The sequence below is a fragment of the Streptomyces resistomycificus genome (assembly GCF_001514265.1).
GTDB lineage: Bacteria > Actinomycetota > Actinomycetes > Streptomycetales > Streptomycetaceae > Streptomyces > Streptomyces resistomycificus.
Genome location: NZ_KQ948990.1, coordinates 475,712 through 501,883 on the forward strand (window position 1 = coordinate 475,712; position 26,172 = coordinate 501,883).

Genomic DNA, 26,172 nt, shown 5'->3' on the forward strand with positions numbered 1-26,172 from the left:
TCCCCTCCCTTTTCGGGTTTCACTCTTCTCGCTTCCACCATGCCTGGTTGCGCCTACACTCGGCAGGAGTCTCTGCACTACAAGTGCGGGTCAGCGCTAGGGGGTTGGCTGTGGCCAACGGTTCGCGGCAGGCTGTCTGGGAGTTCTTCGGAGCAGAGCTGAAGCGGAGAAGGGAGGATGCCGGGATCACCCAAGTAGAGCTTGGGTTACGTGTCTTCGTGTCCGGAGCTTATATCGGCCAGTTCGAGCAGGCCATTCGAAAGCCCCAACTCGATATCGCACAGCGGATTGACGAGGCGCTACAAACCGACGGTATTTTCGATCGGCTGTGCCGGAAGCTCATCGACGACCCCCGGTACGCGGATTACTTCGCGAAGGCGGCGGAGCTGGAGGCTCTGGCGACGAGGATCTGCGAGTTCGCGCCGGCACTGGTGCCGGGCCTGTTGCAGACGGCGGGGTACGCGCGGGCGATCACGCTCGCGATGAACCCGTTCGCGCCGGACGACTACATCGAGGAGAAGGTCTCCGGCCACATGGAGCGGGGGCGGATCCTCAAGGACGCCACACGGCCCGAGTATTGGGTGATCCTGCACGAGAACGTGCTGCGCATCCCGGTGGGTGGGGCGGCCGTCATGGCCGAGCAGCTGGAACACGTGGCCGCGCTGGCGCATGAGCGGACGGTGCTGGTGCAGGTGCTGCCCAACGCGGCTGGGGCGTATGCCGTCATGACCGGCTCTCTCAAGCTCATGGAGTTTGAGGACGCACCGCCAACGGCCTATACGGAGGCGGTGTATTCGGGGAACCTACTTGACGATCCGGCCGTGGTGATGCGGGCACAGTCGGCATACGATCAGCTCAGGGCCGCCGCGCTGTCGCCGGAGGCGTCCCTGGCCCTGGTCGGATCGGCGGCGGAGGACTTCAGACGATGCGCGACTACGACCTGAGCAACGCACGCTGGCGCAAGAGCAGCCACAGTGACGGCAACGGAGGCGACTGCGTCGAGGTCGCGTACGACTTCCCGGGCGCCGCCAACTGGCGTAAGAGCAGCTACAGCGACGGCAACGGCGGCAACTGCCTAGAGGTCGCCGACGGAGTCCCCGGCGTCGTGCCCGTCCGCGACAGCAAGGTCACGGACGGGCCGGTACTGCTCCTCGGGACCTCCGCCTGGGCGGAGTTCGTCCGTACCGTCGGGGCCGCCGCCTGACGACGGCTGTCGGGGCTCCGGGGAAACCCCGAGAGCCGTTGTGGGGGTAACCCCCTCCACGAACACGGGAGTTACCCGGATGTGGCGAACCGTCAGGTTCGGCGAGGCTCTTCCGCATGACGCAGATCAAGCGAACCGCCGCCCTCGTCGCCACCTCCGCCGCACTCCTGGGTCTCACCGCACCTCTCACCACGTCCGCGTCCGCCGCCACCCCCTCCCTCCGGTGGGTGAAGTGCGCGGGCACCGGCCTCGACCCCCGTCAGCAGTGCGCGACCGTCCAGGTGCCGATGGACTACGCCGACCCGGGCGGCCGCACCATCGACGTCGTCGTCTCCCGGATCCCCGCCGAGGACCCGGCCGCCCGCCGCGGGGTGCTGGTGCTGATCCCGGGCGGGCCCGGCGGGTCCAGCCTCGCCAACCCCTCGGGCAAGGGGCAGAAGCTGCCGCGGGAAGTACGGGACGCCTACGACCTGATCGGCTTCGCCCCGCGCGGGCTCGCCCCTTCCACCTCCGTCGACTGCGGCCTCGACCATGCCGACCTCGCCCTCTCGAAGCTGCGGCCCTGGCCCGCCCCGGACGGGTCCGTCGCCGAGAACATGGTCACCGCACGGCGCCTGGCGGATGCCTGTGCCCGCAACGGCGGCGAGTTGATGCGGCACATCGACACGGTCGCCGAGGCCCGCGACCTCGACCGTGTGCGGACCGCGCTCGGAGAGCGGAGGATCTCGGCGTGGGGAGTGTCGTACGGAACGTATGTCGGCTCCGTCTACAGCCAGTTGTTCCCGCACCGCACCGACCGGATCGTCCTCGACAGCAACGACGACCCCGACCCCACCCGCGTTGCCCGCGCCTGGCTGGCCGGACACGAACAGGGCGTCGAGGACACCTTCCCCGAGTTCGCGAAGTGGGCGTCGACGCCGGACAACCCGGACCGGCTGGCCGGGACGGCGGCCGAGGTGCGGCCCTTGATCCTGAAGCTGGCCGCGCGGCTGGACCGTAAGCCCATCCCGTGGCCCGGCGCCAACCCGGAGGAGCTGAACGGCAACGTGCTGCGCCAGACCATGCTGGACACGTTCTACTCGCCCAGCCGCTTCCCCACTCTGGCCAAGCTGATCCTGGCCGCGCAGGCAGGAACCGTACCGCCCGCACCCGCGGCCCCGCCCGAGCAGGTCCTGCAGAACGTCACCGCGGTCGGCGCCGCGACGCTGTGCAACGACGTCACCTGGCCTGAATCGGCCGCCGTCTACCAGAAGGGCGTCGACAAGAGCCGTGCCGAGTACCCGCTGACCGCGGGCATGCCGCGCAATGCCATGGTGTGCGCCGCCTGGCCGTACCGGCCGAAGCAGGCACCGGTGCGGATCACCGACCGCGGGCCGTCCAACATCCTGCTCGTACAGAACGAACGGGATGTCGCCACCCCGCTCGCCGGTGCCCTCAAGCTCCGCCAGGCCCTCGGCGACCGTGCCGTCATGGTCACCGTGAACGCCACCGGCCACGACGCCTACCTCGCCAACGGCAACGCGTGCGGCGACGAGACGGTGTCCCGCTTCCTGGCCACGGGTGAGCGACCCGACAGGGACGTCTACTGCGCGTAGGCGGAACTCACGCGAGGGCTGCTTCGGGCCGGGTCAGGCACGCCTTCTGACGACCCTGGCGGTGCGACCTCGGCGAGGCCTCCCGACGATCCCGTCAGCGCCCCCGGCACCGGCCGTATGCGCGGGCGAGCGCGTGGAACGCCTCCTTGGGTTCCCAGTGCCACTCCGACGCCGGGTCGTCCGGGTGGTCCTTGATGGCCTTGGTGATGCCGTAGCTCGCCATGTCGAGGTCGTGGCGGGGGTCGTCGGGGCGGTGCGGGGCGTCCGCCGTGAGGAACTCGAAGGCCATCGCGCCGTACAGGCCCATCGACTCGAACACGTCGAGCAGGTCGGTCAGGTAGGCGGCCTGCACGCGCTCGCTGCGGACCGGGGCGCCCTTGATCTCCGGCGGGTCCTTCTCGTAGTCGACGATGTCCCAGCCCATGCCGCCCGCCTCGGGAGCGCCGACGAACGTGCAGGTGCCGAACTCGGTGATGGCGACGGGCTTGCCCCAGCGCAGGTACGTGCGCAGCTCACGGACGTAGTCGGCGCGGCGCGGGTGGTACGAGTAGTAGTCGACGCCCACGATGTCGAACAGCTTCCAGTCCACCCGGTCGTCCTGGGCGGCGGCGTAGCTCAGCCGGCCGCGGAAGACCGAGCGGGCCGTGCGCGCCGCCCTCGCGGTGAAGCGGTCCAGGCGGCGCTGCATGAGCTCCCGGTCGACCGTGCCCTTCCGCAGGTTCTCGATGCGTTCCAGGACGTTCTCCCCCGGCACGATGCCGGGCACGAACAGCCAGAACTCGCAGCCCACGCTGAGGTCCACGCTCGCGCCCTGCCGCCGCAGCCGCTCCGCGAACCGCCCGCACTCCGCGAGGTGTTCGAGGATGTCCCGCTCCGGGACGTCCCCGAGGGTCGGCTGGAGCCAGACGTGCAGTCCTCGTTCGGCGGCCTCGGCCGCGGTGGCGGTGAGGCGTTCGACGCCGTCCCCGGTGACGTCGAGGGTGTCGGCGTGCAGGTCGTCGCGGATCACCCGGACGTCCTCGCGCATCCGGGCGGTGCTGAAGGCGGTGCCGGGGGTCTCGCCGGCCCCGACGGTGTAGACGACGCCGCGACGCCTCAGCCCGCGCCCGGTGGTCGCCCGGGCGGCGCCGGCGGGTGAGACGGCGGCCGCCATTCCGACGGCCGCCGCGCCGGTCAGAAACCGTGCCCGACTGATCCCTTGGGTCTTCTCCATGCCGTCACTGTGGCGGCGCCGACCGTTTCCCGCCGTCGTCCGATGGTCTACGGCACCGCGACCAAGGGATGACGCTCGGCGCCGATCGCCTACCCGCCGGAGCCGAACCCCCGTACGTACCGCCGCTGCCACGGTGTCTCGACCGCGTGCCGGTCGTAGTGGCGGCGGACGTACGCGACGGCCTCGCCCGGCGGTACGCCGTCCAGGACCGCGAGACAGGCCAGCGCGGTGCCCGTGCGGCCGCGGCCGCCGCCGCAGGCCAGTTCCACGCGTTCACCGGGCGCCCGCTCCCAGACCTCGGTGAGGACCACGCGGGCGTCCTCGCGGTCGGCGGGCAGCCGGAAGTCGGGCCAGCGCAGCCAGCGGGACGGCCAGGGGACGTCCGGGGGCGGCTTGCCGAGGAGATAGACGCCGTACGACGGAAGCGGCGCCCCGGGCGCCGGCGGGTTCCTCAGGCCGCGCCCCCGCACCAGCCGCCCCGACGGCAGGCGCAGGACGCCCGCCCCCTGCTCCTCCCACAGCTCCACACTCTCCATGGGCCCCATTCGAACCCGGTGCCGGAGGCCGGGCAACCGAATCCGTGAGAACGGTGGTCTGGAGGGCGAGGGAGGGTGCTTGATGCAGGCCGAACAAGAGGCCCAGTTCCACGAATTCGTCAGCGCGCGGTGGTCCCGGCTCGTCCGGACCGCGTTTCTGCTCACCGGCGACGCGCACCACGCCGAGGACCTGACACAGACGGCGCTGGCGAAGGCGTACCGCTCCTGGCGGCGTGTGTCGCGCAGCGACAACCCGGAGGCGTACGTCCGTCGGATGCTGGTCAGCTGCAACAGCGACCGGTTCCGCAAGCGGCGGGTCGCGGAGTCGCTGACGGCGGCGCCGCCGGAGGTCGCGCGGCGTGACGAGGCCGTGTCGTGGGCCGACGAGCGCAGCGCGCTGCTCGGTGCGCTGGCGGGGCTGCCGCCGAAGCAGCGGGCGGTGATCGTCATGCGGTACTGGGAGGACCTGTCGGAGGCGGAGGTGGCCGAGACCCTCGGCTGCTCCCCCGGCACGGTCAAGAGCCAGGCGTCCAAAGGGCTGGCGAAGCTGCGCACGTATCCGGGGCTCGCACAGGTCCTGGACGGGCCCGAGCGCAGCCGCACGTCATCCGCGGGGCAGGGAGGAACCAGGTGAACGGGGAACAGCCACAGGGGCAAGGGCCGGGAGACGGGCCCGACTTCGAGGAGCGGCTGCGTGGGCTGCTCGCCGAGGACGCCTACACGATCCGGCCCTCGCCCGCCCCCTACCCGGCGATCCGGCACCGGGGCGCGGCCGAGCGGCGGCGCCGGGTGGCGGCGGCGGGGGCGGCCCTGGTGACGCTGGCGGCGGTGCCGGTGGGGGCGTACGCGCTGGGGGTTCCCGGCGGGGCGTCCGGCACGGCGTCACCGCAGACGGCGGTCAGCGCCTCGCGGTCGGCGGCGCCGACACCGACCGCGTCGCCCACGCCGACCGGGCCCGCGCGGCCGGCCACGGACAGGCAGCTTTTCGACGGCGTCAGCTTCGAGCAGGCCGCGGAGGGCCTCGACAAGTGCCTCGCCTACGACCGGCAGCACACCACCGGACCGGACGACGCGGACCTGGGCGCGGCCGACGAGTACCGGATCATCCTCGCGATGAACAGCACGGGTGACTCCAACACCCCGGGCGACGGCATGTTCGTCGTCGCGGTGCAGGAGAAGCCGGCGCAGACCCGACTGATCTGCAACATCAAGGACGGTGAGGCCTCGGGTCTGAACATCGGCGGCGGGGGCGCCGAGGGGTTGCCGCCGGACGCCGGCGCCGTGTTCCCCGACATGAACGGCGGCAAGCTCTACCAGCAGTCGTTCCTCGACAAGGGCAGCTGGAAGCTCCCGTTCCGCTGGGGTGTCATCGGCACGGTGAAGTCGTCGGTGGCCAAGGTGACGGTCTCCTACGGCGACGCCACCAGTGAGGCCGCCCTGGACCACGGCTGGTTCGTCGCCTCCGGCGTCCTCGATCGGCAGGTCACCGCGGCTCCGCACGTCAAGGGCTACGACGCCGGCGGCAAGCTGGTCTACGACTCCGACCAGGACAAGTACTACGAGAAGAACCTCCCGTAGGGGCCGTAGGTCCGGCCCGGTCCGTGGGCGCCGTACAGGGGTCGGCGCCCACGGACGCCGGGCAGGCTCGGGGGTCACCGCTCGGCCCACCGAGTCGGGTGGTGGGTGGGCATAGGCCGTGAGTGCGGGGGCGGAGCCCCCAGGGGCGCGCACCCCACGCACGGAGGCCGACCCCCGGTCACCTTCCCGGCGTCACCATCCCCGACTCGTACGCCACGATGACCAGTTGCGCACGGTCTCGCGCCCGCAGCTTGCCCATGATCCGGCTGACGTGGGTCTTCGCGGTGAGCGGACTCAGTCCCAACGCCTCGGCGATCTCCGTGTTGTTGAGGCCCCGCGCGACCAACGCCAGTACCTCACGCTCACGTTCGGACAGACACTCCGGCCCGCCCCCGGCCACCGGCCCCGACGGACTGCGCAGGAACCGCTCGATCAGCCGAGCCGTGGGACCGGGTGACAGTAGCGCCTCCCCCGCCGCCACCGTACGGATCGCGTCGAGGAGTTCGGCCGGACGCGTGTCCTTCACCAGGAACCCGGACGCCCCCGCCCGCAGCGCATCGACGATGTTCTCGTCGGTGTCGTAGGTGGTGAGTACCAGCACCTTCACACCGGCCAGCTCCTCGTCCGCGGCGATCAGCCGGGTCGCCTCGATGCCGTCCAGGTCGGGCATGCGCACGTCCATCACGACGAGGTCCGCGCGTGCGCCCCGCGCCAGTTCGACGGCCTCCCGCCCGGTGCCCGCCTGCCCGACCACCTCCATGTCCCGGGCCGACTCGACGAGCATCGCGAACGCCTCCCGTACGAGGGTCTGGTCGTCGGCAAGCAGTACGCGGATGGTCATCCGGTTCCCCCTCCGGGCAGGACGGCGGCGGCCAGCGGCAGGACGGCGGTCACCTCGAAGCCGCCCGGCCCCCGCGGCCCGGCGTCGAGTGTGCCACCCACACTGCGGGCCCGCTCCCGCATTCCGACCAGCCCGTACCCCGGCGTGCCGCCGGGCGTGGGCCCGGTGCCGTCGTCGCTGACCGACAGGTGCAGCGCGCCGTCCGCCTCGTACATCTCGACCCGGACGGCGGGCTGGGGCCCGGCGTGCCGTACCGCGTTGGTCAGGGCCTCCTGCACGATCCGGTACGCGGCGGCCCCCACGGCGGGCGGTGCCTGCCCGACCCGGACGTCCGGCCGGACCCGCGCGCCCGCCAGCCGCGCCGCCTCCACCAGGTCGGGCACGCCGTCCAGACCCGGCAACGGGCCGCGCGCGTCCCCGTGTTCGGAGGCCCGCAGCACCTCCAGCGTCGTACGGAGTTCGCCGCGCGCGCTGCGGCAGGTCTCGGCGATGTCGTCGAGGGCCTTGGCGACCGTCGCCCGGTCGAGGCGCTCGGGGTCGGCGGCCAGGACGTGCGCGGCGACGGAGGTCTGGACGCCGATGAGGGTGATGCTGTGCGCGAGCAGGTCGTGCAGGTCGCGGGCGATCCGCAGGCGCTCCTCGGCGACCCGGCGGCGGGCCTCCTCCTCGCGGGTGCGTTCGGCGCGTTCGGCGCGTTCGACGATCGCGGCGACGTACTGCCGGTAGAAGCGGACGTCGACGCCGAGGAAGAGCACGGCGATGATCCAGCCGGAGATCCGCAGCAGCTCGACGGCCTGCTTGGTGTCGACGGTGAGCATCACGCTCAGGGAGATCCCGAGGACGGCGGCGCCGGTCAGGAGGGTCCGCATGGGCCGGCCGGTGACGGCGACGGTGTACAGCGCCACGTAGGCGACCGGGGTGGGAGCGGAGTGGTTGTTGTCGAGGGCGTGGTAAGGCACGATCAGCGCCACCAGCGCGGCCAGCACGAGCAGCGGATGCCGGCGCCGCCACACGATCGGGACGTGCGCGGCGATCAGCAGCGTCCAGCCGAGGGCGTCCGGGCGGCGCCCGTCGTCGACCGACAGCCCGATGCACACGGCCGACGTGACGAGGGCGAGCGCCAGCAGCACGTCGTTGCGGGTGCCGTGCGGGACGGCCCGGGGGTCGCGGCCGATCGCGGCGAGGATCCGCTCGCCCACCCGGGGCCGTGTCCCCGGCGTGGGCGCCCGCGTGGGAATCGGCGTCTTGGGTACGGCCGTTGAGGTTGCCTGCACGGCTTCATCCTCCGCCAGGGGGCGCCCCTCCGGGAGGGGAGGGGCGCCGGTCTGTCAGGTCGGTCGGGTCGGTCGGGCCTGGTCGGTCGGGCCGGGTCAGTGGGCGGACGCGGCCGCCGGCTCGGGTTCCTTCGGCGGGACCGCGGGCCGCGGCTCCTTCGACAGCCGGCCGGGCCACCACACCCTGCGGCGCAGCGCGACGCTCGCGCTGGTCACCAGGTAGGTGCGGACGAGGAACGTGTCCAGCAGCACCCCGACCGCGATGACGAAGCCCAGCTCGACGAGCGGGACCAGCGGCATGTTGGTGAGCACCGCGAAGGTGGCCGCGAGGACCAGTCCGGCCGAGGCGATGACCCCGCCCGTGGTGCGCAGGGCGGTGAGCGCCGCGGTGACCGGGTCGACGCCCTTGAGGGACTCCTCGCGCATCCGGTGCATCAGGAAGATGCCGTAGTCGACGCCCAGCGCCACCAGGAACACGAAGGACAGCAGCCCCAGTCCGGGATCCGTGCCCTCGAAGCCGAAGACCGGCCCGAAGACGAGTCCGCCGATGCCGAGGGCAGCGCCCCACACGGCGACCACGGCGGCCACCAGGATCAGCGGGGCGACGATCGACCGCAGCAGCGCGATCAGGATCAGCAGGACCGAGAGGAGGACGAGCGGCACGACGATCATCCGGTCGCGGGCGTTGGTGTCCTTCAGGTCGAGCTGCTCGGCGCTGGGTCCGCCGACGTAGGAGCCGTCGAGTCCCTCGCGCAGGGCCTCGATGGTGGCGGTCTCCCCCGCGGACTGGGGCGCCGAGGCGGCGATGACCGAGATCTCCGTCCAGCCGTCGCCGCTGCGGCCGCGCTCCGCGTTGTCGACACCCTGGGTGTCCCGGGCGGCGGCCAGGGTGGTGTCGGCGCGGTCGGTGGGTGTGATGACGGTGATCGGCTGGGTGCCGCGCTCGGGGTAGGCCCTGGCGAGGGTCTCCATGGCGGCGACCGCGTCGGGCTTGCTGGTGAAGGTGTCCTCCTGTTTGAGGCTGCCGGGCAGGTTCAGGGTGCCCAGGGCGAGCGCGCCGAGCAGGACGGCGCCGCCCGCGAGGACGGTCAGCGGGCGCCGTCCGGCCGAGCTGCCCATCGCGGCGAACAGCGACCGGCGGACCTTGGGCGTGCTGCCGTAGCGGGGCACCAGCGGCCAGAAGACGCGCCGGCCCAGCAGGACGAGGACGGCAGGCAGCAGGGTCATCATGGCGACCAGCGCGCACAGCACGCCGACCGTGCCGAGCGGCCCCATCCCCCGGCTGGAGTTGAGGTCGGCGGCCAGCAGGCACAGCAGTCCGGCGGCGACGGTGCCGGAGGAGGCGAGCACCGCGGGCCCGCAGCCGCGCAGCGCGGCGGCCATGGCGTCGTACGGCCGCTCGACGCGCCGCAGCTCCTCGCGGTACCGGGAGACCAGCAGCAGCGCGTAGTCGGTGCCCGCCCCGAACACCAGGATCGTCATGATGCCGGAGCTCTGGCCGGACACGGAGGTCCCGAACCCCTGGTTGAGGCCGTAGGCGACCCCCATCGACAGGTAGTCGGCGATGCCCGCGACAGCGAGCGGCACCAGCCACAGGAACGGGCTGCGGTAGATGAGGATCAGCAGCAGCGCGACGACCGCGGCGGTGGTGTAGAGCAGCGGCCCGTCGAGGGAGTTGTAGACCTCGCTCGCGTCGGTGGCGAGCGCCCCCTCGCCGCCGACGTCGACCGTGAGCCCGTCGGCGCTCGTGGCGATGTCCCGGACGTCGTTGACGAGCGCGTCCCTGGCCTTCTCGTCCGTGCCCGGTTCGGTGCTGGCGACCGGGTACATCAGGGTGGTGCCGTCCCGGGACGGGACGCCCCGCGGTTCGCCGGTGAGCTGGTGGGCGCCCGCGATCCGCTTGACCTGGTCGGCGGCCGTCGCCCGGTCGGCGGCGGTCAGGCCGCCGTCGCGGTGGTAGACGACCACCATCTCGGTGGCCTCCCCGCCGGGCAGCCGCTCCTGGATCTTCGCGACCTGGGTGGAGTCGGCACTCGCCGGCAGGTAGTCGACGGCCCGGTCACGCTGGACGTCCGAGAGTTTCGACGCGAACGGCGAGGCGAGCGCCAGCACGGCGATCCACAGCCCGAGCACCAGCCAGGGCACGGCACGCCGCCGCCGTACAGATGTCCTTGCGGCCCCCATGTGACGGGCCTCCCTCCGGTCGGGTGTCTGGGTCGTTCTCCAGACTCCCGGCGTGCGGGGACCGATTCGTCGGGCGCGAGGGCGAGTTGGGGGCTACTGCGCGGGGTGGCCCGCGGGCGCCGGTACTCCCTGGGGAGTACCGCGTCCTACGACGGTGTCCGCGCCGACACCAGCAGCCGGGTCACCTCGTCCGCGCAGATGGTCAGCGCGGCGCCCACGGTGGCCAGGACGTCGCGTTCGGCGGGGGTGTAGGGGCCGTCGGCGAGGGCGATCCGGGCGCCCTGCAGCAGGATCGACTCGCGGCCGGGGGCGGCGAGGTGGGGGGCCAGCGGGTCCAGGGCCTCATGGAGCTCTATGGCCAGACCGGCTCCGCACGAGCGGCCGTAGACCCGCCCGGTGTCCGCGGCCAGCGCCTCGACCAGGGCCTCCAGCTGGTCCTCCGTGCAGTCGTCGAAGCCGGCGGCGCGCACGGTGGCCGCGGCGGTCTCCAGGGACGTACGCGAACAGGTGCCGCCCGCGGACAGCACGGCGAGGGCGACCGTGTGGACGGCGTCGCGGAGCATCGCGGAGAAGCGGGTGGTGGTCGGGTGGTCGAGGACGTCGGTGCCGAAGTGGCGGCGGCAGGCCGCGCACTCCACGACGGGACCGGTCTCGCCGCGCGGCAGCACGGGCACCCCGACGAGGGTGAAGCGGCGACGCCCGGTCAGCCGCTGGAAGTTGCGGTCGCCTCCGCAGCCGGGGCAGAAGAATTCCCCGTCGCCGACGGGTGTCCACGCGGTACGCGTGCCGAGGAGGCGTGACAGCCTGACGGCTCGGCCGTTTCGTCCCCGTCCTGGCAGCACGTCGCACCTCCGTAACCCCCGCGGCAACATCGCCGCGCTTGCGTGATGTTAGCCACATCCGAGAGGTGGAGTCAGTACCTCCGACGAGACCTACCCGTGACCTGCACACCAAATGGCCGGTAAACGACGGGACCCCGCCCGCCGAACAAACGGCGCACGGGGTCTCAAACCGCCGGTGAGACTGGTCAGCGAGTCGCGCGGTTGACGGCCGAAACGACCGCCTTCAGCGAGGCGCGCGTCGTGTTCGCATCGATGCCGATGCCCCACAGGACCTTGTCGTCGATCGCGCACTCGATGTAGGAGGCGGCCTGCGCGGACGCGCCCTCGCTCATCGTGTGCTCCTGGTAGTCCAGGAGACGGGCGTCGATGCCGACGGACTGCAGGGCGTCGAAGAAGGCCGAGATCGGACCGTTGCCGGTACCGGTCAGGACCGTGTCGGCGCCGTCGACCGTGGCCTCGACGCGCAGGGTGTCCACGCCGTCGGTGTCGGTCGTCGACTGCCCGTTCTTGACCTGAATCCGGCCCCACGGGTTCTCGGGGTTGGGCAGGTACTCGTCCTGGAAGGTCGCCCAGATGTCGTTGCCGGTGACCTCGCCGCCCTCGGCGTCCGTCTTCGCCTGGATGATCTTCGAGAACTCGATCTGCATCCGGCGCGGCAGGTCCAGCTTGTGGTCGTTCTTCAGGACGTACGCGATTCCGCCCTTGCCGGACTGCGAGTTGACGCGGATGACCGCCTCGTAGGAGCGGCCCACGTCCTTCGGGTCGATCGGCAGGTACGGGACCGCCCACTCGATGTCGTCGACGGTGACGCCCTTCGCGGCCGCGTCGGCCTCCATGGCGTCGAAGCCCTTCTTGATGGCGTCCTGGTGGGAGCCGGAGAAGGACGTGTAGACCAGGTCGCCCACGTACGGGTGGCGCGGGTGGACCTCCATCTGGTTGCAGTACTCCCACGTGCGACGGATCTCGTCGATGTCGGAGAAGTCGATCTGCGGGTCGACGCCCTGGGAGAACAGGTTCATGCCCAGGGTGACCAGGTCGACGTTGCCGGTGCGCTCGCCCTGCCCGAACAGACAGCCCTCGACACGGTCGGCGCCGGCCATCAGCGCCAGCTCGGCGGCGGCGACGGCCGTGCCGCGGTCGTTGTGCGGGTGGACGGAGACGCAGACGTACTCGCGGCGCGACAGGTTGCGGCTCATCCACTCGAAGCGGTCCGCGTGCGTGGACGGCGTCGAACGCTCCACCGTGGCGGGCAGGTTGAGGATGATCTCGCGGCCCGGACCGGGCTGCCAGACGTCCATGACCGCCTCGCAGACCTCCAGCGCGAAGTCCAGCTCGGTGTCGGTGAAGATCTCCGGGCTGTACTGGTAGCCGAACTCGGTCTCCGGGCCCAGCAGCTTCTCCGCGTACTCGACGACCAGGCGCGTGCCGTCGACGGCGATCTGCTTGATCTCGTCCCTGGAGCCGCGGAAGACGACACGGCGGAAGACCGGCGCGGTCGCGTTGTACAGGTGCACGGTGGCGCGCTTGGCGCCCTTCAGCGACTCCACGGTCCGCTCGATCAGGTCCTCGCGGGCCTGGGTCAGTACGGAGATGGTGACGTCGTCGGGGATCGCGCCCGGCTCCTCGACGATGGAGCGCACGAAGTCGAAGTCGGTCTGGCCGGAGGCCGGGAAGCCGACCTCGATCTCCTTGTAGCCCATCTTGACCAGCTGGTCGAACATCCGGCGCTTGCGCTCGGGTGACATGGGGTCGATCAGGGCCTGGTTGCCGTCGCGCAGGTCGGTGGAGAGCCAGCGGGGGGCGACGGTGATCCGGTTGTCCGGCCAGGTGCGGTCCGGGATGTCGACCTGCTCGTAGCGGCCGTACTTGTGGATCGGCATGGAACTGGGCTGCTGGCGGTTGGCCATGATGCGGGGGCTCCTCGAGGGCGGGTCCGGAAGGACGGCCGACGGCGCAGCGCCAAACTCCGCGGGGAGGGGGTCGGCCTCGGTTACAGGCCCTCGCCGCGGCAGCTAAGGAGAAGCAGCCCGAAACGCATGATGCTCCGCAGCCTAGCTGAGCCGCGCCGGATGCGCGGGCCTGTATCAGTATGCGGGACCGCAGGGATTAATGGGACAAAAAGTGCGCCATACCACTTCGCTACGGACCGTGAGGGTTCGTGTCGGCACATTTCACCAATCATGGTGGCGGGTAGTGACAGCTTCATCACCCAGTGCAAGGGTGCCGGGCATGACGACCAACGGGGGCTTCGAGCCCGTCTTCTGCACCGTCGTTCCGCCACACGTCCTCGACCGACTGGCCCGCAACGACGACCCCGCACTCTCCGGCCCCGCCCGGCGGACGCTGCTGCGCGACAGCGAGCTGCGCAGCAGGCGCCGGGTGACGACCGAGTTCCGCCTCGCGGCCGCCCCGACCGCGAAGGCACCGTCCGACCAGCCGCTGCGCACCGTCTACGACGCCGGGCACCGTACCGTCCTGCCCGGCACCGAGGTCCGCGCCGAGGGCTCGGAACCCGGCCAGGACGCCACGGTCAACCGCGCCTACTCCGGGCTCGGCGCCACCTTCGACCTCTTCCTCAAGGCCTACGGCCGCCACTCCATCGACGGCGACGGCCTGCCCCTGGACGCCACCGTCCACTACGACGAGGACTACGGCAACGCCTTCTGGAACGGCGAGCAGATGGTGTTCGGCGACGGCGACGGCGAGATCTTCCTCGACTTCACCATCCCGATCGACGTCATCGGCCACGAACTGGCCCACGGCGTCACGCAGTACACCGCGAACCTCACCTACTACGGCCAGCCGGGCGCCCTCAACGAGTCGATGTCCGACGTCTTCGGCTCGCTCATCAAGCAGTACACCCTCGGCCAGACCGCCGCCGAGGCCGACTGGCTGATCGGCGCCGGCCTGCTCGCCCCGGGCGTCACCGGCAAGGCCCTGCGCTCCATGAAGGAACCGGGCAGCGCCTACGACGACGACGTCCTCGGCAAGGACCCGCAGCCCGGGACCATGGACGACTACGTCCGCACCGGCCGCGACAACGGCGGCGTCCACATCAACTCCGGCATCCCCAACCACGCCTTCTACCTGGCCGCAACCGCGCTGGGCGGCTACGCCTGGGAGAAGGCGGGACAGATCTGGTACGACGCCCTGGCCGGCGGCGAGCTGGGCGAGCGGGCCTTCTTCGGCGACTTCGCCAAGCTGACCGTCAAGGCGGCGCGCGAGCGCTTCGGTGCCGGCGGCGAGGAGCTCCAGGCCGTGGAGAAGGCCTGGGAGCAGGTCGGGGTGCGCATTCTCTGAGTCCGTACTAGACAGGGACCCATGCGTATTCAGGTCAGGCGCACGGGCGGGTTCGCGGGCATCGAGCGGCACGCCGAGGTGGACACCTCGGGGCGGTCCGATGCCCACGAATGGCAGGCCCTCGCCGAGAAGGCACTCGCCGCCGGCCGGGGCACACCGCCGATCGGCGTGCCGGACGGCTTCAGCTACCAGATCACCGTGGACGGGCGGACGGTCTACGCGGCCGACCCCCGGCTCACGGAGGAACAACGCAAGTTGATCAGCCGGGTGCTGAAGGAAGGCGCGTAACCGGTTGTTCCCGCCCAGCCGTTGACTTCCGTTACCGCTGGTACGGATGATCCGGCCCATGGCGACCGATGACCGCAGTGCGGCCCACCCGATACCCCGGTTCCCCGACGGCTTCCTCTGGGGCGTCTCGACCTCCGCCCACCAGATCGAGGGGGCGGCGGACCGGCGTGAGCCGTCCGTGTGGGACGCGTTCGCGGCCGAGCCCGGACGGGTGAAGGACGGCTCGACGGCGGACGTGGCCTGCGACCACTACCACCGCCACGGCGAGGACGTGGCCCTGCTGGCCGGCCTGGGCGTGGACGCGTACCGCTTCTCGGTCTCCTGGCCGAGGGTGCGTGCCGAGGGCGGCCTGGACTTCTACGACCGCCTGGTCGACGACCTGTGCGCGGCGGGCGTCCGCCCGATGCCGACGCTCTTCCACTGGGACCTGCCGCTGGCGCTGCAGGAGACGGGCGGCTGGCTGGAGCGCGACACGGCGGCGCGGTTCGCGGACCACGTGTCGGTCGTCGCCGATCGTCTCGGTGACCGCGTCAAGAAGTGGGTCACCATCAACGAGCCCGCCGAACACACGCTGTTCGGGCACGCGTTGGGCGCGCACGCGCCGGGCGGGCAGCTGATGTTCGACGCGCTTCCCGCCGCCCACCACCAGCTCCTGGCGCACGGGCTGGCCGTCCGGGCCCTGCGCGCCGCCGGCGCCACGGACGTCGGCATCGCCAACTCCCACGGGCCGACGTGGCCGGCGTCGCGGGAGACGGCGGACGTGGAGGCGGCGGCCTTCTACGACCTGCTGCTGAACCGGCTGTTCGCGGATCCGGTCCTGCTGGGCGAATACCCGGAGGGGCTCGGCGAGTTGATGCCGGGCGACGTCGCCGCGGACCTCAAGGTCATCGGGGAGCCGCTGGACTGGTACGGCGTGAACTACTACGCGCCGACCCGCGTGGGCGCCCCGCAGGGCGAGGACATCGAGTTCGGCGGCCTGACGATCCCGGCGGAACTCCCCTTCTCGGTACGGGAGATCGAGGGGGTCCCGGTCACCGACTTCGGCTGGCCGGTGGTCCCCCAGGCCCTCACGGAACTCCTCACCACCCTCCGCGACCGCTACGCCGACCGGCTCCCCCCGGTCGTCATCACCGAGAACGGCTGCAGCTACGAGGGCCTCGACGACCAGGCCCGCATCACCTACCTGGACGGCCACGTCCGTGCCCTGCACGAGGCGGTCGAGGCGGGCGTGGACGTGCGCGGCTACTTCGTGTGGTCGCTGCTGGACAACTTCGAGTGGGCGGAGGGGTTCGCGCAGCGGTTCGGCCTGGTCCACGTGGACTTCGAGACGCTGGTCAGGACGCCGAAGGCGTCGTACACGTGGTTCCGCGACATGCTGAGGGCACAGCGCTGAGGTCCCTGGGGGCTCCGGCCCCCGGGCCCAGGGGGCCGGGCCCCCTGGGCGGTGCGCTCAGAAGCCCAGCTTGCGCAGCTGGCGCGGGTCGCGCTGCCAGTCCTTCGCCACCTTGACGTGCAGGTCCAGGAAGACCGGCGTCCCCAGCAGCGCCTCGATCTGCTTGCGGGACTTGATGCCGACGTCCTTCAGGCGCTTGCCCTTGGGGCCGATGATGATGCCCTTCTGGCTGGGGCGCTCGATGTAGACGAAGGCGTGGATGTCGAGGAGGGGCTTGTCGGCTGGGCGGTCCTCGCGCGGCAGCATCTCCTCGACGACCACGGCGATGGAGTGCGGCAGCTCGTCGCGGACGCCTTCCAGCGCGGCCTCACGGATCAGCTCCGCGATCATGATCTGCTCGGGCTCGTCGGTGAGGTCACCCTCGGGGTAGAGGGCCGGGCCCTCGGGCAGCATCGGGATCAGCAGGTCCGCCAGCAGGTCGACCTGCTTGTTCGCGGTCGCCGACACCGGGACGATCTCCGCCCACTCGATGCCCAGCTCCCTGCCGAGCTGGTCGACGGCGATCAGCTGCTCGGCCAGGGTCTTGGAGTCGACGAGGTCGGTCTTCGTGATGATCGCGACCTTCGGGGACTTCTTGATCCCCGCCAGTTCCTTCGCGATGAAACGGTCGCCGGGACCGAGCTTCTCGTTCGCCGGCAGGCAGAAGCCGATCACGTCGACCTCGGCCCAGGTGGTGCGGACCACGTCGTTCAGCCGCTCACCGAGCAGCGTGCGCGGCTTGTGCAGCCCGGGGGTGTCCACCAGGATCAGCTGGGCCTCGGGCCGGTGCACGATCCCGCGTACCGTGTGACGCGTCGTCTGCGGCTGGTTGGCGGTGATCGCCACCTTCTGCCCGACCAGAGCGTTCGTGAGGGTGGACTTGCCCGCGTTGGGACGACCGACGAAGCAGGCGAAGCCGGCCCGGTGGACAGCTTCGGCCGGCTCTTCGGATGACTGGGTACGAGCGCTCATGCCGCCCATTCTCCCTGATCCACGGAGCCCCGCCGTACAACCGTCCGCACACCCCCCTTCCGGTGAGCGTTCGGAAACCCCCACGCAACGAAACGTCACGGAAACACACCCGTACGCGTCCGGAAACGCACGCCGGTGAACCTCTGACGAGCCCCCACACCGTTGGAGACAACCGTGACCCTCGCCGCCGCCCACGCCGCAGAAATAGACACCGGCGACACCGCCTGGCTGCTCGCCGCGACCGCCCTGGTGCTGCTGATGACCCCGGGCCTGGCCCTCTTCTACGGCGGCATGGTCCGCACGAAGAGCGTCCTCAACATGCTGATGATGAGTTTCGTGTCGATCGCCCTGGTCACGGTGGTGTGGCTGGCCGTCGGCTACTCCCTCGCCTTCGGCGACGACGTCGGCGGCGGGCTCATCGGCGGCCTCGACCACGTCGGGATGTCCGGCCTCGGCCCCGACAGCGTCCACGGCACCGTGCCCACCCTCCTCTTCGCCACCTTCCAGCTCACCTTCGCGATCATCACCGCCGCCCTGATCAGCGGCGCGATCGCCGACCGGACGAGGTTCGGGGCGTGGCTGGTGTTCGTGCCGGTGTGGGCGCTGCTCGTATACGTTCCCGTCACCCACTGGGTCTGGGGCCCGGGCGGCTGGATCGTCGAACGGCTGGGCGCCCTGGACTTCGCGGGCGGCCTGCCCGTCGAGATCACCTCCGGCGCGTCCGGACTGGCGTTGTGCCTGGTCCTGGGCCCGCGGCTGGGGTTCAAGAAGGACGCGATGCGCCCGCACAACCTCCCGATGGTGATGCTCGGCGCGGGTCTGCTCTGGTTCGGCTGGTTCGGCTTCAACGCGGGCTCCGCGCTCGGCGCCAACGGCCTGGCCGCCGCCGCGTTCCTCAACACCCTCGCGGCCGGCTGCACGGGCCTGCTCGGCTGGCTCTTCGTCGAGCAGAAGCGCGACGGCCACCCCACGACCCTGGGCGCGGCGTCCGGCGCGGTCGCGGGCCTGGTCGCGATCACGCCGTCCTGCGGTGCGGTGTCCCTGCTCGGCGCCCTGGTCGTCGGCCTGGCCGCCGGCACGCTCTGCTCGTACGCCGTGGGCTGGAAGTTCAGGCTGAACTACGACGACTCCCTGGACGTCGTCGGTGTCCACCTGGTCGGCGGAGTCGTCGGCACCCTGCTGATCGGTGTCTTCGCCGTCGAGTCGATGACCGGCGGGCCGGAGGGGCTCCTGTACGGCGGCGGCCTCGGCCAGCTCGGCCGGCAGCTGGTGGCCGTGGCCGCCGTGGGGGCGTACGCGTTCGTCGTGACGTACGGCATCGCCAAACTGATCGACAAGGCGATCGGCCTGCGGGCGGGCGAGGACCAGGAGCACACCGGTCTGGACCTTACGGTGCACGCCGAGACGGCATACGATCACGGCGTCCTGGGCCACGGTGCCCCGGTGTCCGCCTCCGTCCTCCCCTCCGCGCAGAAGGTCAAGCCCCAGGCATGAAGCTCATCACCGCGATCGTCAAGCCGTACCGCCTCGACGAGGTCAAGACCGCACTGCAGGAGCTCGGCGTGCACGGTCTGACCGTGACCGAGGCCAGCGGGTACGGCCGTCAGCGCGGCCACACCGAGGTGTACCGCGGCGCCGAGTACCAGGTCGACCTGGTCCCCAAGGTCCGCATCGAGGTCGTCGTCGACGACGCTGACTCGGACGCCGTCATCGACGCGATCGTCAAGGCCGCGCACACGGGGAAGATCGGGGACGGGAAGGTGTGGGCGCTGCCGGTGGAGACGGTGGTGCGGGTGCGGACCGGCGAGCGCGGCCCCGACGCGCTCTGACCAGCAGTACGGCTCCCACCACGAGCACGACGGCCAGGACGGCCGCCATCAGCCACGGCAGGGCGAGGAAGGACGCGCCCGCCGACTCGCGGGTGTCGCGCGCGCTCGCCGTCAGGGTGACCTCGCCCCAGTCCAGCTGCGGCGCGTCGCGCCAGGGCTCGGTGAGCCGTACCCGCTGGCCGGGCAGCAGCTCGGAGGGGATCCTCGACAGGTCGCGCGCCAGCAGCGTACGGCCGAACAGGCCCTCCGCGCGCAGCTCCACCTTCGGGTCGAGGGTGACGTTGCCCGTGTTGTGGAGGGTGTAGGAGACCGTCGCCGCGCTGTCACCGAGGCCGGGGACGAGGGGCTGGTGATGGGTGACGCGGACGTCCTCGACGGCGATCGCGGGGAGTGTGGGGCCGGCGACCCGGAGGTAGACCCGGGCGCCGACGGCCCGCTGTACGCCGAGGGCGAGCGAGCCGTCGCCCCGGTCGACCCTCTCGTCCAGTGCCACCAACGCGCCCGGGTGGTCGCCGGGTTCGGCGTCCGAGGGCACGCGGAGCGTGAAGGGCACGGTGACCTCGTCGTGCGCGGGGACGGTGACACGGGTGCGCGCGGGTTTCGCCCAGGCCCCCACCCCGCGGTGTCTCTCCTGCGGCGTCCGCACGGCGAAGCCGCCGTCCCGGGCGGTGTTGTAGGCGTCGGCCGCGTAGAGGCGGAAGGTCAGCGGGGCGCCGGTCTTGTTGGCGACGACCACCTTGTCCTTCAGGGTCGTGCCGGGGTCGGCGGAGAGGTAGAAGTACGGGCGCTCGGCCATCCGCGAGGAGACCGGGTAGACGGACCAGCTGCCGTTGTCCGCGGCCTGGGCGGGGGCGGCCACGGCGGACAGGAGCAGGGCCAGGAGGAGGGCCGGGAGCAGGGCGTGCGGCTTGCGCATGGGTGCGGACCCCCACGGTGAGTCGAGACGGACGGGCGGGTGCGGACCCGCGAAGACGGGCGCCCGTACGGTCAGGTGAGCGTGAGGGTGAGGACTCCGGCGTACGAGCCCGGAGGTGTGAAGGCCGGCACGTTCAGGGAGAGCCCGGCGTCGACGGTGAACTCGCCGCCGGTGGCCGTGCCGTCGGGGGTGGACGCCAGGGTGGCTCCCGAGACGCCCACGGAGCCGGACGAGCCGGCCCGGCAGGTGCTCGGGCTGCCGGCCTTGGTGGCGCAGGCCGGGTTCCAGCTCAGCCTGCCCGCCTCGATCTTGGCGCCCGGTCCGGTGAAGTCGGTGACCTTGCCGGTGAGGGACCAGCCGGCGGGGCCGCCGCGGAAGTCCTTGACGGTGACGGTCTGCAGGGCGCCCTCGGACGCCCCGCCCTCGCCGAAGTCGACGGCCGACAACCGCACGGCGTCCCCGGCCTGGGACATGGACAGCGTGCCCGCCTTCACCGTGGTGGTGAGTTTCTGGCTGCCGTCCGGGACGGGCGTGTCGTCGACGACGACGTAGGCGGCGGGGCCGGCGCCCTTGTCCGCGTCCCAGGCGCCGCCCTCGTACGCCACGACACCGGTGGTCGTCCGGTCGGTGACGACGAGCGAGCCGCTGAAGGCGCCGGAGGAGTCGGCGGTCACCGTGGCCGTGTCCGCGGTCTGGGTGCCGCCGGACCGTCCTGCCAGGGTGACGGTCGCGCCCGGGGTGAAGTCGCTGCCGTTGACGGTGACGCTGTCGCCGGGAGCTCCCGAGGCCGAACCGAGCGCTATGGCACGGGTGTTGGTCTGGCCGCCGTCCGTCGCGGTGACGGTCTCGGAGACCGGTGCGGGCGGGGTGATCACCGTGCAGGGGGTGTCCAGTTCCAGGATGTAGCTGGTGTGGATGTTGTAGTCGCCGGGCGAGAGCGTGATGGCGCCGGGCGCGGTGACGGTGAAGGTGCCGGTCATCGAGAAGGACGGGAAGGCGCCGTTGCCCGGCACCGGGTCGTTCTTCTTGGGGCCCGTCACGGTGACGTCGCCGGTCTGGGCGCCGCCGAGGGTGACCTTGCCGGTGGGCGTCATGATGTCGGCCGGCAGGGCGATGGCGGTGGGGTTGTTGGCGGCTGGCTTGACCATCGTGTAGGTCACGGTGACGGTGTCGCCGACCTGGGGTGTGGCGTTGTCCACCGTGATGTTCGCGGTGCTGGTGCCGTCGATCGGCGGGATGCCGGCGATCGGTGGCGGCACGCAGTGCGTGGCGAAGTCCACGTCGGCGGACTGGGCGGTCGCGGCGCCGGCCGGGACGGCCAGTGTGCCGCCTACGGTCACCGAGAGCGCGGTCGCCCCGAGCAGCGCCGCCCATCGGCGTCTTCGAACGGTGAGTCCCATGGGTGCCCCCTCCTGAGGGATGGGTGGGCGCAGCGGCTCTTCTGCGCCCACAGGGGGCATTGATGTGGGGATCGCGTGAGAAGTCAATGGAGACGTGGCATTTAAACTGATGGGCCGTCAGTTTCGATGTCGTCTCGTCAACACCGGGAACTGACGGCTCAGTTGGTGTGTGTGTGTGGGGGGTTGGGTGTGCGGTGCGGCTAGGTTCCGAGGCGGCTGGGGGCGGGGCTCGGCTCAGTCGAAGACGAACGGGCCCGGTGACTGCGGCGCGGCCGCCGTGCAGGTGATGGTGATGCCGAAGACCGTCATCTGCAGCGAGCCACCGTACGCCTCCAAGGTGTCGCCCGAGGCCACGGTGCCGTTGAGCGGGCCGACACGCACGGGGTCACCGGCGGCCATCGCCGGATTCTCCGTGCCGGTGAAGGCGGTGGTGGCGCCGCTCGCGCCCACCAGGGTGAGCGTGGACGTGATCGAGTCCTCGGCCAGCGCGATCGGCGCCGTGATCGCCGAGGAGTTGACGGTCAGCGTGGCGGAGGTGCCGTCCTGCGTGGCGGTGAGCGTGGCCTCGCCACCGCCGAAGGCACCGCAGTCGGCGGTGATGGTGGCGGTGTCCGGGGTGACGGCCACCGCCGCGGGTGCCAGCGCGAGGCCGGTGAGCGCGAGGGCTCCGACCGCGACCGCGACACCTGTGACTTTTCGCTTGACTCTCATGAGATAGGGCTCCCTTCCCGAGTGGGGAACTGCCATGTGGGGATGGACGGGAGCAATCTGACACATCGTCAGAACTGCTGGTTTCATTGATGCGCACGGGACACAGGACGGCAAGGGCGATATTCGGCCGGACAGATCCCGCTTGCTACAAAGAGGGCACGTTAAGCAGTTTCGGCGCGCCGACATATCGACGGCATACCGAACAGCAGCGGGCGGAACAATAAAGTCCGGATTTCGGTCCCGTGACAAGAACCGGCAGGTCCACGGGAAATACCCACACCCGCGCTGCTCACCTGCGGATCAACCCGATATCGACCTTCGTTGCCGTCCGATTGATCCACTCCATTCTGACCGAAACGAATCAACGAGTACGTGTAGCATCGACTGGCAGCGGCCCACTAATTCACCGGCGAAGGATGTCGGGCCGCCAACGGGGGCACCACAATCTGCACCCGCGCACTCTCTTCACGCATGCGAATGTTGACGCGAACGAAGGGATCGCATGTCATCGATACGAGTCCTGCTCGTGGACAGCGAGCGGCTAGTGGCCGAAGGATTTCAGAAGTTACTGGAGGGATTCTCCGAGTTCTCCGTCGTTTCCGTCGCCCCTGACGGGCTGTCGGCCCTGAAGGAGGTACGCCGGGAGCGACCGCACCTGGTCGTCATGGGCCTGTGTCCGGCGGGGTCCGACTCCGCGCAGGTCGCCCGGGCGATCCGCCGGGACTTCCAGCACGTACGGATCGTCGTCCTCGCCACCAACCAGCAACCGGTCTACATGCGCGAGGCGTTCGCGGCGGGCGCCAACGCCTATCTCTCCCGCAACATCGGCGCGGACGAGCTGCGCGACACCCTGCTCACCGTGCACCGCGAGGGGGCCGCCCTCTCCACCGTGGCGGCGGGGCAGATGCTGGAGATGCTGTCGGGGCGTCCGACCAACGGCGGCTCCCCCCTCTCCCTGCTCACCGAGCGCGAACGGCAGATCCTGTCCCTCGTGGCCGACGAGCAGGCCACCCACCGCATCGCCAAGCGTCTGGGCATCAGCCCGAAGACGGTCCGCAACTACCTCAGCCGCATCTACGCCAAGCTCGGCACCCAGAACCGCGTACAGACCGCGCTGTACGCCAAGCGCTCCCTGAACCGCCGGCCGGAGCCGGTCGCGGAGCTCTGACCTGCCCCGTCGGGGCACCCTGTCCCCTCCTCGGCAAATACGATACGCTCCTCGTAGCGTATTTGAATGGTTGCGCACGAAACGAACCGAGGAGGGGGCATGGCGCCCAACCGGTGGTGGACGCTGACCGTGGTGTCGGTGGGCAGCTTCATGCTGCTGCTCGACGTCACGATCGTGAACATCGCGCTGCCCGACATCGAGGAGGCCCTGGACGCCACCCTCACGGACCTGCAGTGGGTGGTTGCGGCCTACGCCGTGGCGCTGTCGGCCGTGCTGCTCACCGCGGGCTCCCTCGCCGACCGGTTCGGCCGACGGGCGGTCTTCTCCTGGGGCATGGCGGTCTTCACGCTCGCCTCACTGCTGTGCGGCATCGCCCAGGACCCGCTCACTCTCATCGCGGCCCGGGTGCTGCAGGGGGTGGGCGGCGCCGCCCTGCTCGCGACCTCGCTGGCACTGCTCGCCGCCGCCTACCCCGACCACCGCGACCGGCATGTCGCCCTCGCGGTCTGGGGCGCCGTCAGCGGGGCCGCGCTCGCCGTGGGACCGCTGGCCGGCGGGGTCCTGGTCGAGGCGGCCGGCTGGCGGTGGATCTTCCTGGTCAACCTGCCCGTCGGGGTCCTCGCCCTGATCGCCACCGCGCTGCGCGTCGCCGAGTCCCGGGCCGAGAGCGCCGGGCGGATCGACTGGCCCGGCTTCCTCACCTTCGGCACCGCGCTCGGCGCCCTGTCCTTCGCCCTGCTGCGGGCCAACGAGGAGGGCTGGGGCAGCGCCCCGGTGGTCAGCGGCTTCGTCCTGTCGGCCGTGTCGATGACCGCGTTCGTGCTGGTCGAGCGCGCCCGGCGCGACCCCATGCTCCCCGGCGCCCTGTTCCGCAAGATCACCACCACGGGTGCCGCCATCGGCGTCCTGGCCATGAGCTCCACGGCGTTCGCGCTGCTGCTGTACCTGACGCTGTACCTGCAGACGGTCCTCGGGCACGAACCGCTGGCGGCCGGACTGCGGCTGCTGCCGCTGACCCTCTCCATCTTCGTCGCCTCCGCGATCGCCGCCCGGGTGGGCACCGTGCTGCCGGCCCGCTGGCTGGTCTCCGCGGGCCTGGCCTGCGTCGGGCTCGGACTGCTGCTGATGGGCGACCTCAGCGCGTCGGACGACTGGACCGCCCTGCTCGCCGGGCAGTTGGTGACCGGGCTCGGCGTCGGACTGGTCAACCCGAACGTGGTCGCCGCCGCCATGGGCGCGGTCGAACCGGCCCGGGTCGGGGTGGCCTCGGGGCTGAGCAACACCTGCCGCTCCCTGGGCATCGCCGTCGGCATCGCCGCCCTGGGCGCGGTCTTCGCCGACCGGGTGCGCGACGCGGTGCACGACGCCCTCGCCGGCACCCCGCTCCAGGAGCGGGCGGGAGAGCTCGGCCACGCCGTCTCCTCCGGACAGATGGGTCCCGCCCTCGCCGGACTCCCGCCCGAGCAGCGGGGGATCTTCACCGAGGCGGCGCACTCCGCGTTCGTCGACGGGCTGAACTCGATCCTGACGGTGGCGGCGGTGGTGGCCTTCGTGGGCGCGCTCGCCGTCATCCCGCTCATTCGCAGCCGCGACCTCTCCGGCACCGGGCCCGACGGCCAACCCCTGCCGATCGCCGCCGGGCACTGACCCGCGCCGGCCCCGCACGCAACCCCCAGGAGCGATCCATGAAGACCGAGACCGCCCAGTGCGTCGTCGTCGGCGGCGGCCCCGCCGGGATGATGGCAGGACTGCTGCTCGCCCGGCAGGGCGTGGAGGTCACCGTCGTCGAGAAGCACGGCGACTTCCTGCGGGACTTCCGCGGCGACACCGTGCACCCCTCGACCCTCCAGGTCATCGACGAACTGGGGCTGTTGGAGGAGTTCCTGCAGATCCCGCACACCAAGGTCACCGACATCACCGTGAGCACGGCCGCGGGGCCGACCACGTTCGCCGACTTCTCCAAGATCCGCAGCCGCTACCCGTACATCGCGTTCATGCCGCAGTGGGACGTCCTGGACTTCCTGGCCCGCAAGGCCGGGGAACTGCCCGGCTTCCGGCTGCTGCAGAAGACCGAGGGCACCACCGTGATCCGCGAGGGCGACCGGGTGTGCGGAGTGCGCGCGGACACCCCGGAGGGGCCGCTGGAGATCCGGTCCGACCTGGTGATCGCCGCGGACGGCCGCCACTCGACCATGCGCAAGGCCGTAGGACTGCGGGTGGCGGCGAGCGCGGCGCCCATGGACGTGCTGTGGTTCCGGCTCGAGCGCGAACCCGGCGAGACCATGACCTTCCTGCACACCGGACAGGGCTTCGTGCTGATCACCATCGACCGGGGCGCCTACTGGCAGGTCGCGTACGTCATCCCGCAGGGCCAGTACGACGCCGTACGGGCGGAGGGCCTCGGCCGCCTCAGGGCCGACGTGTCCTCGGTGCACCCGCCGTTCGCCGAGCGCGTCGAGCGGGAGATCCGGGACTGGGACGACGTGAAGCTCCTCGGCGTCCGGGTCGACCGGTTGCGCACCTGGTATCGGCCCGGCCTGCTGTGCGTCGGAGACGCGGCGCACGCCATGTCCCCGGCCGGCGGAGTCGGCATCAACCTCGCCGTGCAGGACGCGGTGGCGGCCGCGCGGATGCTCGGGCCGGTGCTGCGCACCGGACGTACGCCGACCCCGCAGGAGCTGCGCCGGGTCCAGCGGCGGCGCGAACTGCCGGTACGGGCCGTGCAGTTGGCGCAGGTGCACATGCTGGCCGACCTGTATCCGAAGGACCGCGGGTCGGTGGTGGAGCGGCCGTTCGCGGCCCGGCTGGTGCGGCGCTTCCCGTCCCTGAACCGGTGGACGGCGCAGTTCATCGGTGTGGGGCTGCGTCCTGAGCACGTGTCCTGAGGGG

At 71.4% G+C, this 26,172-nt stretch carries 24 protein-coding genes; 13 read left to right on the forward strand and 11 right to left on the reverse strand.

Annotated elements, in window-relative coordinates; genetic code table 11:
* Positions 1 to 110: 110 nt before the first annotated feature.
* From AQJ84_RS12260 to AQJ84_RS12270, 3 genes are all read left to right on the forward strand, one after another.
* Entirely contained in the window at positions 111 to 944 is an 834-nt protein-coding gene (locus AQJ84_RS12260) for a helix-turn-helix domain-containing protein (protein WP_030043051.1), read from the forward strand.
* Positions 926 to 1,204 carry a DUF397 domain-containing protein gene (locus AQJ84_RS12265; protein ID WP_030043050.1) on the forward strand — a complete coding sequence of 93 codons (279 nt, stop codon included), beginning with the start codon at positions 926 to 928 and terminating at the stop codon, positions 1,202 to 1,204. Before AQJ84_RS12260 ends, AQJ84_RS12265 begins: the two co-directional genes overlap by 19 nt.
* 116 nt (positions 1,205 to 1,320) lie before the next feature.
* Positions 1,321 to 2,799, forward strand: coding sequence for an alpha/beta hydrolase (locus tag AQJ84_RS12270; protein WP_030043049.1), 1,479 nt, complete (start codon positions 1,321 to 1,323; stop codon positions 2,797 to 2,799).
* 94 nt (positions 2,800 to 2,893) lie between these two features.
* Here AQJ84_RS12270 and AQJ84_RS12275 read toward each other — a convergent pair whose 3' ends face one another.
* Entirely contained in the window at positions 2,894 to 4,012 is a 1,119-nt protein-coding gene (locus AQJ84_RS12275) for an abortive phage infection protein (protein ID WP_053190563.1), read from the reverse strand.
* 89 nt (positions 4,013 to 4,101) lie between these two features.
* Entirely contained in the window at positions 4,102 to 4,548 is a 447-nt protein-coding gene (locus AQJ84_RS12280) for a protein-tyrosine phosphatase family protein (RefSeq protein WP_030043047.1), read from the reverse strand.
* 82 nt (positions 4,549 to 4,630) lie between these two features.
* On the opposite strand from AQJ84_RS12280, the gene AQJ84_RS12285 reads away from it, so the two are divergent.
* The gene (locus tag AQJ84_RS12285) at positions 4,631 to 5,182 is read left to right on the forward strand and encodes a SigE family RNA polymerase sigma factor (RefSeq protein WP_030043046.1); all 552 of its coding nucleotides are present in this window, start codon (positions 4,631 to 4,633) and stop codon (positions 5,180 to 5,182) included.
* Entirely contained in the window at positions 5,179 to 6,126 is a 948-nt protein-coding gene (locus tag AQJ84_RS12290; protein WP_030043045.1) for a hypothetical protein, read from the forward strand. The genes AQJ84_RS12285 and AQJ84_RS12290 overlap by 4 nt, the downstream gene beginning before the upstream one ends.
* A 178-nt stretch (positions 6,127 to 6,304) precedes the next feature.
* Here AQJ84_RS12290 and AQJ84_RS12295 read toward each other — a convergent pair whose 3' ends face one another.
* The 5 genes from AQJ84_RS12295 to leuA form a co-directional block, all read right to left on the reverse strand.
* Positions 6,305 to 6,967, reverse strand: coding sequence for a response regulator transcription factor (locus tag AQJ84_RS12295; RefSeq protein WP_030043044.1), 663 nt, complete (start codon positions 6,965 to 6,967; stop codon positions 6,305 to 6,307).
* Positions 6,964 to 8,205 (reverse strand): sensor histidine kinase, encoded by a 1,242-nt coding sequence (locus tag AQJ84_RS12300; RefSeq protein WP_053190594.1) that lies wholly within the window; start codon positions 8,203 to 8,205, stop codon positions 6,964 to 6,966. Before AQJ84_RS12300 ends, AQJ84_RS12295 begins: the two co-directional genes overlap by 4 nt.
* A gap of 132 nt (positions 8,206 to 8,337) precedes the next feature.
* Positions 8,338 to 10,425: an MMPL family transporter gene (locus AQJ84_RS12305; RefSeq protein WP_107082650.1), complete on the reverse strand. Its 2,088-nt coding sequence runs from the start codon at positions 10,423 to 10,425 to the stop codon at positions 8,338 to 8,340.
* Positions 10,426 to 10,571: 146 nt separating this feature from the next.
* Positions 10,572 to 11,267, reverse strand: coding sequence for a tellurite resistance TerB family protein (locus AQJ84_RS12310; RefSeq protein WP_030043041.1), 696 nt, complete (start codon positions 11,265 to 11,267; stop codon positions 10,572 to 10,574).
* A 185-nt stretch (positions 11,268 to 11,452) separates the two neighbouring features.
* Complete coding sequence (leuA, locus tag AQJ84_RS12315) at positions 11,453 to 13,174, reverse strand: 2-isopropylmalate synthase (protein ID WP_030043040.1); 1,722 nt, start codon at positions 13,172 to 13,174, stop codon at positions 11,453 to 11,455.
* A gap of 322 nt (positions 13,175 to 13,496) precedes the next feature.
* Between leuA and AQJ84_RS12320 the strand changes: the two genes are divergently transcribed.
* From AQJ84_RS12320 to AQJ84_RS12330, 3 genes are read left to right on the forward strand one after another with little or no spacing between them, the layout of a single operon-like run.
* Positions 13,497 to 14,567, forward strand: coding sequence for a M4 family metallopeptidase (locus AQJ84_RS12320; RefSeq protein ID WP_053190559.1), 1,071 nt, complete (start codon positions 13,497 to 13,499; stop codon positions 14,565 to 14,567).
* 21 nt (positions 14,568 to 14,588) lie between these two features.
* Positions 14,589 to 14,855, forward strand: coding sequence for a protealysin inhibitor emfourin (locus tag AQJ84_RS12325; protein WP_030043037.1), 267 nt, complete (start codon positions 14,589 to 14,591; stop codon positions 14,853 to 14,855).
* 58 nt (positions 14,856 to 14,913) lie between these two features.
* On the forward strand, positions 14,914 to 16,248 hold the full coding sequence (locus tag AQJ84_RS12330) for a GH1 family beta-glucosidase (RefSeq protein WP_030043036.1): 1,335 nt from the start codon (positions 14,914 to 14,916) through the stop codon (positions 16,246 to 16,248).
* Positions 16,249 to 16,305: 57 nt separating this feature from the next.
* Here the strand turns inward: AQJ84_RS12330 and era are convergent, their stop codons facing one another.
* A complete protein-coding gene (gene era, locus AQJ84_RS12335) occupies positions 16,306 to 17,259 on the reverse strand; it encodes a GTPase Era (RefSeq protein ID WP_030043035.1) in 954 nt (317 codons plus the stop codon).
* 174 nt (positions 17,260 to 17,433) lie between these two features.
* Between era and AQJ84_RS12340 the strand changes: the two genes are divergently transcribed.
* Together AQJ84_RS12340 and AQJ84_RS12345 are read left to right on the forward strand one after the other, a co-directional pair.
* The gene (locus AQJ84_RS12340) at positions 17,434 to 18,753 is read left to right on the forward strand and encodes an ammonium transporter (RefSeq protein WP_030043034.1); all 1,320 of its coding nucleotides are present in this window, start codon (positions 17,434 to 17,436) and stop codon (positions 18,751 to 18,753) included.
* A complete protein-coding gene (locus AQJ84_RS12345; RefSeq protein ID WP_030043033.1) occupies positions 18,750 to 19,088 on the forward strand; it encodes a P-II family nitrogen regulator in 339 nt (112 codons plus the stop codon). Before AQJ84_RS12340 ends, AQJ84_RS12345 begins: the two co-directional genes overlap by 4 nt.
* Here the strand turns inward: AQJ84_RS12345 and AQJ84_RS12350 are convergent.
* From AQJ84_RS12350 to AQJ84_RS12360, 3 genes are all read right to left on the reverse strand, one after another.
* Positions 18,982 to 20,004 (reverse strand): WxL protein peptidoglycan domain-containing protein, encoded by a 1,023-nt coding sequence (locus AQJ84_RS12350; protein ID WP_037803801.1) that lies wholly within the window; start codon positions 20,002 to 20,004, stop codon positions 18,982 to 18,984. The two genes, AQJ84_RS12345 and AQJ84_RS12350, sit on opposite strands and share 107 nt — an antisense overlap.
* A 71-nt stretch (positions 20,005 to 20,075) precedes the next feature.
* Positions 20,076 to 21,404 (reverse strand): beta-xylosidase, encoded by a 1,329-nt coding sequence (locus AQJ84_RS12355; RefSeq protein ID WP_030043031.1) that lies wholly within the window; start codon positions 21,402 to 21,404, stop codon positions 20,076 to 20,078.
* A 234-nt stretch (positions 21,405 to 21,638) separates the two neighbouring features.
* Positions 21,639 to 22,115 carry a hypothetical protein gene (locus AQJ84_RS12360; protein WP_030043030.1) on the reverse strand — a complete coding sequence of 159 codons (477 nt, stop codon included), beginning with the start codon at positions 22,113 to 22,115 and terminating at the stop codon, positions 21,639 to 21,641.
* A 502-nt stretch (positions 22,116 to 22,617) separates the two neighbouring features.
* On the opposite strand from AQJ84_RS12360, the gene AQJ84_RS12365 reads away from it, so the two are divergent.
* From AQJ84_RS12365 to AQJ84_RS12375, 3 genes are all read left to right on the forward strand, one after another.
* Complete coding sequence (locus AQJ84_RS12365) at positions 22,618 to 23,283, forward strand: LuxR C-terminal-related transcriptional regulator (RefSeq protein WP_030043029.1); 666 nt, start codon at positions 22,618 to 22,620, stop codon at positions 23,281 to 23,283.
* 99 nt (positions 23,284 to 23,382) lie between these two features.
* Complete coding sequence (locus AQJ84_RS12370) at positions 23,383 to 24,930, forward strand: MFS transporter (RefSeq protein ID WP_053190557.1); 1,548 nt, start codon at positions 23,383 to 23,385, stop codon at positions 24,928 to 24,930.
* A 38-nt stretch (positions 24,931 to 24,968) separates the two neighbouring features.
* Positions 24,969 to 26,168, forward strand: a complete 1,200-nt coding sequence (locus AQJ84_RS12375) for an FAD-dependent oxidoreductase (RefSeq protein ID WP_030043027.1) — start codon at positions 24,969 to 24,971, stop codon at positions 26,166 to 26,168.
* Positions 26,169 to 26,172 lie beyond the last annotated feature (4 nt).